This is a genomic window from Moraxella sp. CTOTU49803, from assembly GCF_032097965.1.
Classification (GTDB): Bacteria; Pseudomonadota; Gammaproteobacteria; order Pseudomonadales; family Moraxellaceae; genus Faucicola; species Faucicola tetraodonis.
The window spans coordinates 227,583-240,727 of sequence record NZ_DAMCJP010000002.1 but is presented as its reverse complement, the minus strand read 5'-3'; the positions used below and the strand labels follow the sequence as shown (position 1 = coordinate 240,727).

The following is a 13,145-nucleotide window of genomic DNA, read 5'->3' as shown; positions in this document are numbered from 1 at the left end:
ACCGTTTCGGCTATTTCAGCCACTAAGACACCTTAGCACCCATCTTACCATGCTTCGCGGTGGCGATTTTATAATTTTTACGCATAAAAAAGTGGGTTAACCTGAGTTACCCACTTTTTTATCAAATAGCGCGTCAAATAGACTGTGTCAGTCAATTATTTGATTTTAGCTTCTTTGAATACAACATGTTGACGTACCACTGGATCAAATTTTTTGATTTCCATTTTGTTTGGCATGGTACGTTTGTTTTTGGTCGTGGTGTAAAAATAACCCGTACCTGCAGTTGAAACTAATTTGATTTTATCACGCATCGCAATTGCTCCCTAAGAATATGAAAAGGCAAAAATTAGATTTTTTCGCCACGAGCACGCATATCAGTTAAAACTTGGTCAATACCAACTTTATCAATGATACGCATACCTTTGGTAGTCAAGCGAAGCTTAACAAAGCGGTTTTCGCTCTCTACCCAAAAACGATGGGTGTGTAGATTTGGTAGAAAACGACGGCGGGTTTTGTTGTTTGCGTGAGAAACATTGTTACCTACCGCTGGGCGTTTTCCAGTCACTTGGCATACTCGAGACATGGCTTACTCCTAATCGGTGTGCATGAGGGCTGCTCATGCCTGTCACAACTGATACTCGCACATCTCGCATATCATTGAAGCTAAAAAAAGCTAGGGTTTCAACGATTCTAGTGTTGAGTATCTCAGTTTGAATCAATAATTAATCTTTTGGCGGCGCACTTAAAATTAGCTACTCACGGCTAGTCACTTGACTTGCGTCAATCAAAACCATTTTAAGCAAGCGTCAAAAAATCGCTAGTAAATTTAAAGCCGCTATTTATACCATAACTTATGCCAAAAAGCAATGTGATTGGATAAAAATTTAATGGGTTAAAACGCCTTGTTTGACCATCAAGGGTGGCTTGTTTTGATACCCAGTAGACTGGCGTAAAATTTGCTGACTTAACCAGTCAATTTGCGCATCGACAAACGGCGTGTCGGTCTGTAATTGGTTAAAAATAACCGAAGCGACTTTCAGCCCTGCTTGCCAAATTGCTTGTAGGGTTAGCATGGCATGATTAAGGCTACCAAGCTTGATACCGACGACCAGGATGACAGGGTATTTGAGCGCGGCTGCCACATCAGCAAGCGTTTCTTGTTCATTAATAGGGGTAAACCAGCCGCCTGCCCCTTCAACCAAAATCACATCGGCAGGATAGGCTGCGATGGACTTATTGATGGTATCGACTAATTGGGTGTTGGTGAGTGTCACGTCATCAATTTGGGCGGCGATATGTGGTGAGCAAGGTGTCGCTAGCTGGATAGGCGCAATGGCAGACAGCGGTGGTTTGACATTGGCAAATTGATTAATGCGCCTTGCATCATCGCTATATGTTTGCCCGTTGTCATCGGTTTCTAGACCTGCGGTGACTGGCTTAATGGCATATACACTTTTGCCTTGCTGAGCTATATTCTTGACCAGTTGCGCAGTGGTGGTGGTTTTACCGATTTCGGTGTCGGTACCTGTGACAAAATACGCGCCGTTTAGTGAAGATGCAGCATCGTTAACATTCGATAGATTCATTATTTCTTACTTGCTTTATGGTTAATGGTTTGGGTGGTTTTTTGAGCTGATTGGGTGATTTTTTCAATTTTTTGCTCAAATGCTGGTATTAGCTCTTGCAAAGTTTGTTGCTGATTTTTCATAACAACCGGCATAATTTTCTCAAGATAAGCTTTACCAAATTGCGATTGTTTGGCAATGACTGATTGCCCAATATTCGAACCATAAAATTCAATCATTGAATTAACTTCTGCTTGGCTATAAGTGGTTTTTGCGGTTTCGATAAAAGCATGGATAAATTGTTCACGTACTTTCGGTTGGTTTTGCAGATCAATCGATTTTTGCATAAATTCACCGATAGCATCTTGGACTTGCTGTTGCTGAGTGGCGGTAAGTTCTTGGTTAGCCAAGCTGTCTTTAGTCACTTGCTCGATAGCTTGACTCATCACACCCTTGGTCTGCTCCATCATCTCGCTAAACGTCTTGTCCATTTGCTGAACTTGTACCAATTTTTTTAGCGATTCATCGCTAGGAATTTGATTTGCGGGATAAGCCAATGGCCCAGCAACGACAGTAATTTTCGCTTGGGTAACTTGTGAAAAGGACAAAATAGATAAACAACCCATAAGCAAAGCCATTTTTAATAATTTCATTGTGATTCCTTTTTTATCATGCCTTATATTTTCTGCTAAACTTTATCACAACTTTAATCAATGTCGCAAAATAACAGGAAAAAAAATGAACGATTCACCGATTATTGCCATTGTTGGATTTGGCTCATTAGGGGCATTATTTGCAAGTTTATTAGCCCCAAACATGCCTTTTGAGAACTTGCGTATCGTTGCCGATACTGAACGTGTTAACCGCTACCAACAGCAAGGTTTATTGGTGAATGGTGAGCCATTAACACTCAACTATGTCACACCCAACGCTATCACCACGCCCGCCGACTTGGTCATCGTCTGTACCAAGTTTTATCAACTCAATGACGTATTGCCCTTGATTGAAAGTCAACTTGGCGACAATACACTGATTGTTTCTGCCCTAAACGGTATCGCCAGCGAAAAAGTGTTGGCAAACACCTTTGGTGACGAGCGCATTGTGTACTGTGTGGCGCAGCAAATGGACGCCATGAAAAATGAGCCGCATGAAAAAAATGGGCAAAATGGTAGCCAACTGATTTATCGCGATCATGGACAATTGGTCATTGGCGCGATGACAACTGATAGCGCTGAACGCGCACGCGTGCAACAAGTCGATTCCCTCTTTAATCAAGTCAATTTTCCGCACTCAGTGAGCGATGATATGCCGCGCCAGCTGTGGGGCAAATTGATGTTAAATACCGGCGTCAATCAAACCGTGGCATTGTATCAAGGCACCTTTGATACCGTGCAACAAGCGGGTGAAGCGCGTGAAATGTTCAAAGCCGCCATGCGTGAAGTGATGGCAGTGGCACACGCTGAAGGCGTAACCTTAACCGAGGAAGATTTCAAAAAATGGTTGGCAATCATGGATGCGCTGGATCCCAAAGGCATGCCCTCGATGCGGCAGGATTTAAAAGCAGGGCGACGCTGTGAGCTTGATTTGTTTGCCGGGACGATTCGCGAATTGGGTGATAAGCATGGCATTGACACGCCGGTCAATGATAGCCTATATGATGGCATCAGTGCATTAATGGCTAACAATCAGTCGGGATGACAACCCTAGCGCTATTGAAAAAAACTAGGCATAAAAGCAGTAAATAGAAACGGTGGATAAAAGCAATGAATAACCACTACAGATAAAAAAAGGGCAGCTACCTTGCCCTTTTTATGTCAACAACCGTTATTTTTTACCAAAACGCTCATTCATTTGCGCATAAAAACGTGCCACATGGTCACCTACCACACTGGCATCTTTTGGATTAAACTTCATCACTCGCCCAAAATCCAAACCAACATACAACACGATATCAGCGAAGGTGAGTCTATCACCGAGCAAATATTTATGACTCGATAGTAGCTTGTCAAAGTACGGCAATGCTTTTTTGACGCGGTTGATGCTCTCTTCTGCCATACCGGGCACTTGGTTGCCCACCGACGCGCGAGATGGATGCCCATGCTGAAAAGCCAGCATCATGTTATAAAGCACGTGAAACTCCGCATTGCGTGACATTGCGGTGATTTTGGCGCGTTGTATAGGGTCTGAGCCCATCACTTGCTTACCATTGCCTGCGAGTCGAATATCAAGGTATTCACAAATGGCATGTGAATCGTTAAGCACAGTGCCATCATCAAGCACTAATACAGGCAACAGCCCCAATGGATTGACCGCCAAAAAATCCGGCGAGTTTTGCTCGTTTTTGGCAATATCCACGTTGATGACTTGTAAATTATGAATATCATTGATATCAAGTTCTTTGACTTTTAACAATAAGTCGAGTTTGCGAGGATTTGGCGGGGCATTCATGGTATATAGTTTCATCACTTGTTCCTTATGATGTGTGATTTTAGCTTTAATATACTTGAAACCACCGCTTTACGAAATAGGGTTTTTAGGCGCAAAGGAAATTTTGCTAATAAAAAATCCCCCTATCGGCAGGAGGATTTTTCGGTTTAATGACAAATGTTTATCAAAGCTTATTTTTTATCCTGCGCTTTTTGCTCATCTTTTTGCCCTTCTTTATGCCAAAAGGCTTTAACTACTTCAAACTGCTCGGCAAGCGTCTGCATCAAGGATCTGTCTTTGGGCGCTTTTTTGGCGACGGGTGGCAAGATATGCTCATAATAGGTATTGGCGAGCACTCGGCGCAGTAAGCCCTCCCCGATGAAGCCTTGGTCATCGTTGAGTGTACTGGCAGAGCGGAGCATGTTGCGAATATCGTATTGGGTTGGCACGATATCAGGCACTTGCTTATTACAATCTGTTAGCGTGTACACCGCGACCCGCGCCGAGCGTACCGAAGTTTCAACGGTGAACACCACATCATTGTTGGTCTCAACAAATTGACCGATGAGACCTAAGTTAGTACAGCCTTCGGGTACAATTTGTGGACGGTCACCTTTGGCACGTGGCATAAACATCGAAGTGATATAGGGCATATAGGCGGTGTTAGCGATGGTGTTGACTAAAATATCATCTTTTTGCTCGAGCAAATCTAGGTGGTATAGCAGCTCCGTCACAATTTCATGCCCCGTACACTCTGGCATGGTTTTTGGCACGTAGTTGCCTTTTTTGTCCATCAATAGCCCATACACCCATATCACCACCACGTCTTTAGGTTGGTCAGGAAATTGCGGTTGGCGGTTAATAGTAAAGCTCATAAGCCAGTTGGAATCGGTGATAGTAACAATACCGCCTGTGACCGTTTTGCCTGATAGCGGCAGATTGACGCAGTATTTTTCGCTGATTTTGCGTAAAAACGCCGAGTCTTTGCAGGTTAATGTTGCTGACATCCAAGCAGATTTGGGTACATGGCGGTTAAATTTTTCTGGACGACCAAACACAGCGGATTGTTTGGCAAGGTCATTCCATAGTACCCAGCCTTTCGTTTTTCCCATTGTATCATCAGTTAGATGGACATCAGGCGCAGTGTCACTGGTGCCATAGCGCGTATCTTCCGTCATTGACCCTGTGGTAATAATCACAAAATCATTGTCCCGTACAGGGATATGGACTTGTTGACCTTGTTGTGTAGCTGTCAGCCCTTTAACAATTTTTTTGTCGCCTTGCTGCTCAAAATCAACCGCTGTCACTAACGTGTCACTTTGTAGTTTGACGCCCTTATTGATTAAAAATTTTTGCGCAGGTACCACAAAGCTGTCATATTGGTTGTATTTAGAAAATAACAGGGTCGACATATCTTTGATACCATCTAAGGCTTCCAAAAACCGGTGCATATAAAGCTTGCACTCAAGTAAGCTGTGCCAGTTTTCAAAAGCAAACATACTACGCCATAGCGTCCAAAAATTACTGTCCAAAAAACTCTGGCTAAAGTAATCTTCAATGGTGAGATTATCGAGTTCGTCTTGATTTTTTAGTAATAAGCGGACAATGGCAAGTTGGTCGGCTTTGCTAAGATTAAACTTGTGAAAATCTTTGATGTCACCTTTGTTATGAATCAACCGTGCTTTGGAATAGTTGGGGTCATTGTCATTGATCAGGCGGTATTCATCAAGCACTGAATAAGGCTCTGGTAGCTCTAGCGCAGGTATATCTTGGAACATATCCCAAAAATTCTCGTAGGTGGTAATCATCTCACGACCGCCGCGCATGATATAACCGTCTTTGGCATTACCAGCGCCATCGAGTGAGCCGCCTTGCACCGCTAATTCTTCTAAAAAGGTAATATTCTCGCCTGGGATATGGGCATCTCGGATAAAATAATACGCCGCTGCCAACCCGCCAATACCGCCACCGACAATATAGACTTTACTGTCTTTAAAACGTCCGGTATCAAAACCGATATTACGCTGATAGTTACCTCGGGCATCGCTAAACGGCATCGAATTGCCAGGTTGATTAGATTGATAATCCGCCCGCTGTGGCTGGTGATCGACCTTTTTAAAAGCCATATTTTTCAAAAATTCACTGTTGTTCTTAGCGTTGGTTGTCATAATGAAGTGCCCTATTTTGAATAAGATTAGTATTGAATAACATTATCGTTAGCTAACTCTTTAAACCGCGCTGCTAGCCTTTGACATTGACCTTAACTGCCCATTCTTAATTGCCCATTAAGACTGCTACACAATAACCAAAGATAACGGCGCGGTTATAAAAATTATGATTGATAGTCATTGTTTATAATTAATAAACTCACTTAGATTTTTAACTAAGCAATTTTATTATAAACACATTATAGAACCTCGCTAAAGCGACTTTGTGTCGACTAAGCTTTGATTAAATATTCAGTTATTTGCGCTTTTGTAATCAAAAGTAACCAGTCATCGCACCTAGTCAGTTTTCTAAAGGGATAAAAATCGATTGAGTTCACTTGCTAAACGCCGTAAAATGTATCACTATACTAGAACATTGAAATGCTTTACTTGTTATCTTTTACTCAAAAAAAACCTAATATGCCGCACACTTCGCCATCATCCCTACCCGCCTATGATTATTTGGTTGAGCTACTGAGCCAAACTGATGATAGTGACTTTATCCGCGAAATTTTGGCAGCGCTCCTGACTGAAAAAGAACAAAAAGAAATCGCCAACCGCATTCAGATTTTTGCCTTGTTTCAGCAAGCGCTACCACAACGCGAAATCGCGGAGCGCTTGGGGGTGGGCATTGCGACGGTATCTCGGGGCGCCAAAGCGTATGGTCAACATGATATCAACCAATTATTGCCAAATCTGAGTCATTTGACCTAATAACTCCCTGATAATGGCTTCAAGCGTAAATAAGCCTATCACAGTAGCATACTTTGGGGTAATTAGAAGGACGATGAAAATCAGCGTGAAAATAACAGGCATGCTATAAAAGAGTTGCAAGCAGGGGTTAATCTGATTACAATGTATCATCATACTAGAACACTGAAACATTGATTAAAATTTAAGCCGCTACAAATTTAAGATACGGTAAATTTAGCATATTATAAATTTAAGACACTATGATGACTACACACGCCAAACCGCCCAAAATCGCCCTTGCCAGCAAACCAAGCCTGATTAAACTTGCACAAGACATTGATTTTTTTGAACTCTTTAAACGTATTGAAGCCAAATACGCTACCTGTTTTTTACTGGAATCGTTGGGCGAAGAAAGCTATATCTCACGTCATCATGCCATCGGCTTTGACCCTGCGATGACCGTGTTGGCAAAAGACCGCCATACCTTGACTATCACCAACAATCGCACGGGGGAAAGCACGGATTATACCTGTGACAATCCTTACCAACTACTGCGCGAAATCACCCCTCAACATGTGATTTCACGTAGCCATACCGGCGGATTGGTGGGTTTTTTGGGATTTGATAGTGTCAATTTTTTTGAGCCGACCCTGAATATTCAAACCAGTGATGATTTCGAGCCGTTCAAATTCGGGGTGTACTTAGATGGGTTAAGCCTTGATAAGATGACCGGTGAAATTTTTTATTATTATTACGATACCGACCACCAAAGCAATCGTATTGACGAAATCAAGTCATTATTGACCGCTATTTCGCCTGACTATACCCAGCCCACTGCTGAAAATTTGGGCGATGGGATGAACCGCGAGCAACATGCGGCAGCGGTGATGAAAGTCAAAGAAGACATTAAAGCTGGGCTGATTTTCCAGTGTGAAGTGGGTTTCAAATCGCATTATCGCATCCAAGGCGATACCATGCCAATTTATAGTAAACTGCGCGAAGTCAACCCGTCACCGCATATGTACTATGTCAAATTTGGCGCCCAAAAAATCATCGGCGCATCTCCTGAGTTGTTGTTCCGATTGCGCAATGGTGAGATGGAGACCTTCCCACTGGCAGGCACCACCAAACGCGGCAAGGATGAGACCGAAGATCGCCAATTAGCGCGCGCCTTGCTCAATGACCCCAAAGAAATCGCCGAACATAATATGTTGGTGGACTTACATCGTAATGATATCGGGCGGGTGGCACGCTTTGGGACGGTAAAAGTGCGTAACTTAATGGATATCAAGCGCTTTTCACATGTCCAGCATATCTCCAGTGAAATCGTCGGTATTCTTGACCCTAATCATGATATGTTCACTGCGCTTGCCAGTAATTTTCCCGCAGGCACGCTATCGGGTGCACCCAAAATTGAAGCGATGAAAATTATAAATACGCTAGAACCCGATGGTCGCGGCGCTTACGGTGGCGCACTCGGTCAGTTTTGTTTTAATGGGGATTGTATTTTTGCTATCCCGATTCGCTCGCTGTTTATCAATGGCGAAAAAGCGTATGCGCAAACTTGCGGCGGCAATGTATATGACTCCAATCCTGAAGACGAATATGAAGAAATCGTACGAAAACTGTCTGCGATGAAAGTTGTACTGTCCAATTTTGCGCCAGTGCAGTAAAGTCTGCTCCATCATGACGATACGGCAACTAGATACGTATGATAGCGATGTATATCAGCAGTATTTTAAACGTTTAGAATAACCGCCAAACCTATTTTTAGAGTTGATTATGCAAGTGTTAATTATTGATAACTACGATTCTTTTACCTTTAACTTATACCAATATATTGGTGAGATTTTAGCCGCAGACAATCAACCTTTTAACGTGGTTGTGAAACGCAATAACGAGATTAGCTTAGCGGATATCCAAGCCATGAATCCTGACCGCATTATCATCTCGCCCGGTCCAGGTTCACCCGATGACCCTGCGTATTTTGGTGTGTGTGGTGACGTCATTACTGAGCTTGGCAAAACCATACCGCTGCTAGGCGTGTGTCTTGGCATGCAGGGCATTGCACATTTTTTTGGTGGTCAAGTGGTCCGAGCCAATGTGCCCATGCATGGCAAAACGTCACCGATTCGTCATGATGGTCAAGGCGTGTATCAAGGTTTGCCACAGCAGCTTGACATTATGCGTTATCATTCACTGATGGTCGACGCTGCCTCACTCCCCGATTGCTTGGTAGTGACCAGCGTGGTATCTAGTGAGCAACATAGGGATAAAAACCTCAAAGATGCCAGTCTAGCAGGCGATGAAATCATGGGCATTCGCCACCGTGACTATCCGATTCAAGGGGTGCAATATCACCCAGAATCCTTCGCCACCGAAGGCGCCAAAACGCTGCTTAAAAACTTTTTGTGGCAAAATTGAGGTCAATCCATCTGGGTGAAGCCATCGCAGTGAATCGATGGCGGCATAGCCATTGCACCAATATCGCAATAGGTTTTATGCCATAAGGCGCTACCCTATCAAATTTGTTAGTAGGTGAATTTACAACAGCAACAAAATCACCGACATAATCGCTCCCACCGCCACAAACGCCAAGCCACGCTTAAAAATTTTGGAACTTGGGGTGAATAAAAACAAACTCGATACCACAAAAAACAATAAACTCAAACCAAACAATACATTGAGCCCACCCATGCTACCTTTAGAGGGCGCTTTATGAAAATTCACCATTTTATCTAATACCACGGGCAGTTTTTTGCTGGTATAAGTCACCTCACCGGTTTTAGTATTGTACTGTCCATCTTTAAAAAGCTGTATATCACCCTGCTGCTCCCTAAAATCGATGTTTTTCATTTTTAGGGTTTTGGCTAAATTTTTCTCATCAAGATTGGTTGCCACGACTTGCTTGATAGTTTTTGAAGATTTTAAAAAATCAGTGTCGCGAAATACCAACAACATGCCACTGAGTGAATAGACCAGCATAATGCCAACCATAAAGAATCCAACATAGCGGTGCCCAAGCCTCATGTAGATACGAAAATCTTTCATTGTCATTGTTTGACTGCCTCTTAAAAAATTGAGCCGTCATTATCCAATAATAGATTGATAATGTAAATAATAATGATTATCATTTAATTAAATAACATCGCACCCATCTACACAGACCAATTTTTGCGCCATTGGTTACTGCTGTAAACACGCCAAATATAGACTTCACCGAGAAAGCCTATGAATCAAAAACCGTCAATCAAATTTAGTGAGACTGTTTTAACACATAGGCATAGGCAATCTTTTTACCTTGATCGTCATACTCCCAGTACACGCCCTGCACTTCTGGCTCAAAGCCTGGCAAGCGATTAACCCCTTCTTGCAATGCCAAGAAGTAGTCCAGCACTGCCCCATCCCACACTTCGCCAGGTACAATACAGTACACCCCTGGTGGATACGGTAGCGCCCCTTCCATCGCCACCCGTCCGCGAATTTCTGTTAGCGCAACCAGCTCAACCTCATTACGGATAAAGGCATTATGGGCATCAAACGCGCTTATAGCAACCTTGGGGCGATGTTCGCGCTCAAACATTTGTTTTTGTCGTTTATTCAGCTGATGTTTGGCATAGAAGTTATGCATCAGTTGGCATAGTTCATTGATGGTCAGTTTGCGGTACTGCGGGTATGCCTTAGCCAGTGTCGGCAACACTTGGGTGACGGGGCTGTTTTCGCGAATGTGCTTTTCAAAACTGACGATACGGGCGACCAAGTGCTGGAATTTTGCCAAGGTTTCGGCAGGCGTCAGTAAGAATAAAATCGAGTTTAAATCGGCTTTTTCTGGAATGACCGAGCTTTCACGCAGATAATGCGCCAAAATCGCGGCAGGAATCCCTGTCGCTTCATACTCACCGGTTTGCATATCAATACCTGGCGTGGTCAGTAGCAATTTACAGGGGTCGATAAAGTATTGGTCATCGGCATAATGCTGAAAATCATGCCAACGTGCGCCTGCCTCAAAGCGGAAGAAACGAATATCATGGGCAATGGTTTCGGTATCGTAGTCTTGCCAAGCTTGCCCATCTACTGTAGGCGGAACAAACGGCAAAATCATGGTACAAGTGTCTAGCAGCATTTTACGTGCTTCGATACCACCGATGACACACTCATGCCACATGCGCTGACCGGCTTTTCCTTCATGCATTTTGGCATTGACATCAAGTGAGGCAAACAATGGGTAAAACGGCGAGGTCGACACATGCATCATAAACGAGTTGTTAAAGCGTTTGTGATTGACATAACGCGCTTGCCCGCTGATATGGTTATCTTTTTTATGGATTTGTGAGGCTTGAGAAAAGCCCGCTTGTTGCTTATGTACCGATTGGGTCACCAAAATTCCAGGATCATTTTCACCGAGCTCAAGCAGCAGTGGCGAGCAATCACGCATCATCGGGATAAACTGCTCATAACCCACCCAAGCACTGTCAAACAAAATATAGTCACACAGATGCCCGATGCGATCTACTACTTGGCGTGCGTTATAAATAGTGCCATCATACGTGCCCAGCTGAATTACCGCCAAGCGAAATGGGCGGGCATCATCGGCTTTATCGGGCGCAACTTCACGAATACGCTCACGGATTTCGGCTTCCTCAAAACAATGGGCAGGAATGCCGCCAATCAAACCATAAGCATTGCGGTCGGTCTCTAAATACACAGGCGTACCACCTGCCATGGTTAAGGCGCCTTGGTACACAGATTTGTGATTGTTACGGTCAAACAGTACCAAATCACCATGCGCCACTAAGGCACCAATCGCAATTTTATTGGAAGAGGAAGTGCCGTTGAGCACAAAGTAGGTTTTATCCGCATTAAAAACTTTCGCCGCATGCGCTTGTGCCTCAAAAGCTGGTCCTTCATGAATTAGCAAATCGCCAAGACGGACATCGGCATTACAGGAATCGGCACGAAATAACGTTTCCCCAAAGTATAAATAAAAGCGTCTGCCAGAAGGATGCTTACGAAAAAACTGTCCGCCTTGGTGTCCAGGACAGTCAAACGCCGCATTGCCATAGTCGGTGTAGTCCATCAAGGCTTGGAAGAAAGGCGGATCGAGCGTGGCGATGTAATCCGCCGCTGCTGCATTGACCAATTGTCCGTTATAAAACTTTTGGTCATCTGCCAGCTCTAGCACACCATACACATTGGGTAGCCATTCATCAGGCACTACATCACCATATTCAATCGCCACAAATATCGGAATAGCAAAACCCAAATCTTCAATATCTTGATACACACGCGGTAAGTCTGTCATGGTGACCACAATCGCTGCAATATTGGTATAGTCGGTCGATTCAATATCGATGGTACGATAATTAAGATTTAGGGCGTATTCGATGCCATCACTGATGACTACTTTCATAATTATTTTCCTTGCTGCAACCGTGTCAGTTGCCAAAGCGTTTTTTAGACAATTATCTTAACGTAAAAATATGAAAAAGTGAAAAAAGTGCTTTTGTAGACGCTTATTACAGTGTTTGAAAATAGCTAGTAACATCGCTACCACACATCATTACGTGAATGACGTAAAATAGCTGTTAAGACCTGTTACACTAATGCTAACAATAATAAAAAGGAGTCTTTCATGGGCGTAGATAACAGTATTTGGACTACTATTATTATGTATATGATTGCTGCCGTAATCTTAGGCATATTAACATATTTATGGCTAACGTTCCGACTCAAGAAAAAACAGCGCGATGATGCGATTCGTAATCAAACAATGGGAGCTAATCAAAGTATTGATAGCCAGCGCATCGATAATCAGCGTTAACTTAGATTGTCTCACAAGGATCAAGTATGCAAGTAGATAGTCAAATCTGGATGACCATTTTAGGTTTTATCAGTTTATCGATTGTGATTAGCATCGTAACCCATTTTTGGATTCGCTATCACTTAAAAAATAAAGCCGCTAATCTGCCGCCGCAATCTCATACGACGCGTGCTCATACAACATCTGAGTCGCATCAGAAAAATCACTAATAAGCACGGTGTGAAATTTTTAGACAACACTTTTTAGACAACACTGTAATTAAGCGCATTAGTTAGCTAATGCGCTTGTCCTGCCTCTCTACCAAGTATCATGAGGTACCGAATTGTGGGCTAATTTTTAAAAATATAAAAAAATACATAAAAAACAGTTGACGGCAAAAATAAAAATATATATTATACGCTCCACTTCGACATTAACGGTGAAAGCGGTCGA

General features: G+C 43.1%; 14 protein-coding genes. 6 read left to right on the top strand and 8 right to left on the bottom strand.

Annotated features, from left to right (window positions below):
* Positions 1–155: 155 nt before the first annotated feature.
* The 4 genes from rpmG to RT422_RS05210 form a co-directional block, all read right to left on the bottom strand.
* Entirely contained in the window at positions 156–311 is a 156-nt protein-coding gene (gene rpmG, locus RT422_RS05225) for a 50S ribosomal protein L33 (RefSeq protein WP_007116087.1), read from the bottom strand.
* Between the two features lie 35 nt (positions 312–346).
* On the bottom strand, positions 347–583 hold the full coding sequence (gene rpmB / locus RT422_RS05220; RefSeq protein WP_007116088.1) for a 50S ribosomal protein L28: 237 nt from the start codon (positions 581–583) through the stop codon (positions 347–349).
* Between the two features lie 301 nt (positions 584–884).
* Positions 885–1,586: a dethiobiotin synthase gene (bioD, locus tag RT422_RS05215; protein ID WP_313421558.1), complete on the bottom strand. Its 702-nt coding sequence runs from the start codon at positions 1,584–1,586 to the stop codon at positions 885–887.
* Complete coding sequence (locus tag RT422_RS05210) at positions 1,586–2,218, bottom strand: DUF2059 domain-containing protein (protein WP_313421557.1); 633 nt, start codon at positions 2,216–2,218, stop codon at positions 1,586–1,588. Before RT422_RS05210 ends, bioD begins: the two co-directional genes overlap by 1 nt.
* A gap of 85 nt (positions 2,219–2,303) precedes the next feature.
* Here RT422_RS05210 and RT422_RS05205 point away from each other — a divergent pair, with 85 nt between their 5' ends.
* Positions 2,304–3,263, top strand: a complete 960-nt coding sequence (locus RT422_RS05205) for a ketopantoate reductase family protein (RefSeq protein ID WP_313421556.1) — start codon at positions 2,304–2,306, stop codon at positions 3,261–3,263.
* 126 nt (positions 3,264–3,389) lie between these two features.
* On the opposite strand, the gene RT422_RS05200 is transcribed toward RT422_RS05205, so the two are convergent.
* Together RT422_RS05200 and RT422_RS05195 are read right to left on the bottom strand one after the other, a co-directional pair.
* Positions 3,390–4,028: a glutathione S-transferase N-terminal domain-containing protein gene (locus RT422_RS05200; protein WP_313421555.1), complete on the bottom strand. Its 639-nt coding sequence runs from the start codon at positions 4,026–4,028 to the stop codon at positions 3,390–3,392.
* Positions 4,029–4,183: 155 nt separating this feature from the next.
* Positions 4,184–6,160 carry an oleate hydratase gene (locus RT422_RS05195; protein WP_313421554.1) on the bottom strand — a complete coding sequence of 659 codons (1,977 nt, stop codon included), beginning with the start codon at positions 6,158–6,160 and terminating at the stop codon, positions 4,184–4,186.
* Positions 6,161–6,619: 459 nt separating this feature from the next.
* Here RT422_RS05195 and RT422_RS05190 point away from each other — a divergent pair, with 459 nt between their 5' ends.
* From RT422_RS05190 to RT422_RS05180, 3 genes are all read left to right on the top strand, one after another.
* Positions 6,620–6,913, top strand: coding sequence for a Trp family transcriptional regulator (locus tag RT422_RS05190; RefSeq protein WP_313421553.1), 294 nt, complete (start codon positions 6,620–6,622; stop codon positions 6,911–6,913).
* A 239-nt stretch (positions 6,914–7,152) separates the two neighbouring features.
* Positions 7,153–8,565 carry an anthranilate synthase component I family protein gene (locus RT422_RS05185; RefSeq protein ID WP_409520112.1) on the top strand — a complete coding sequence of 471 codons (1,413 nt, stop codon included), beginning with the start codon at positions 7,153–7,155 and terminating at the stop codon, positions 8,563–8,565.
* 109 nt (positions 8,566–8,674) lie between these two features.
* Complete coding sequence (locus RT422_RS05180) at positions 8,675–9,316, top strand: anthranilate synthase component II (RefSeq protein ID WP_050325793.1); 642 nt, start codon at positions 8,675–8,677, stop codon at positions 9,314–9,316.
* A gap of 120 nt (positions 9,317–9,436) precedes the next feature.
* Here RT422_RS05180 and RT422_RS05175 read toward each other — a convergent pair whose 3' ends face one another.
* Together RT422_RS05175 and speC are read right to left on the bottom strand one after the other, a co-directional pair.
* Positions 9,437–9,949 carry a hypothetical protein gene (locus RT422_RS05175; RefSeq protein ID WP_284034620.1) on the bottom strand — a complete coding sequence of 171 codons (513 nt, stop codon included), beginning with the start codon at positions 9,947–9,949 and terminating at the stop codon, positions 9,437–9,439.
* Positions 9,950–10,148: 199 nt separating this feature from the next.
* Positions 10,149–12,302 carry an ornithine decarboxylase gene (speC, locus tag RT422_RS05170; protein WP_313421552.1) on the bottom strand — a complete coding sequence of 718 codons (2,154 nt, stop codon included), beginning with the start codon at positions 12,300–12,302 and terminating at the stop codon, positions 10,149–10,151.
* Between the two features lie 222 nt (positions 12,303–12,524).
* Between speC and RT422_RS05165 the strand changes: the two genes are divergently transcribed.
* Both RT422_RS05165 and RT422_RS05160 read left to right on the top strand, forming a co-directional pair.
* Positions 12,525–12,713, top strand: coding sequence for a hypothetical protein (locus RT422_RS05165; RefSeq protein WP_007116099.1), 189 nt, complete (start codon positions 12,525–12,527; stop codon positions 12,711–12,713).
* A 26-nt stretch (positions 12,714–12,739) separates the two neighbouring features.
* A complete protein-coding gene (locus RT422_RS05160) occupies positions 12,740–12,922 on the top strand; it encodes a hypothetical protein (protein ID WP_313421551.1) in 183 nt (60 codons plus the stop codon).
* Positions 12,923–13,145: the final 223 nt, after the last annotated feature.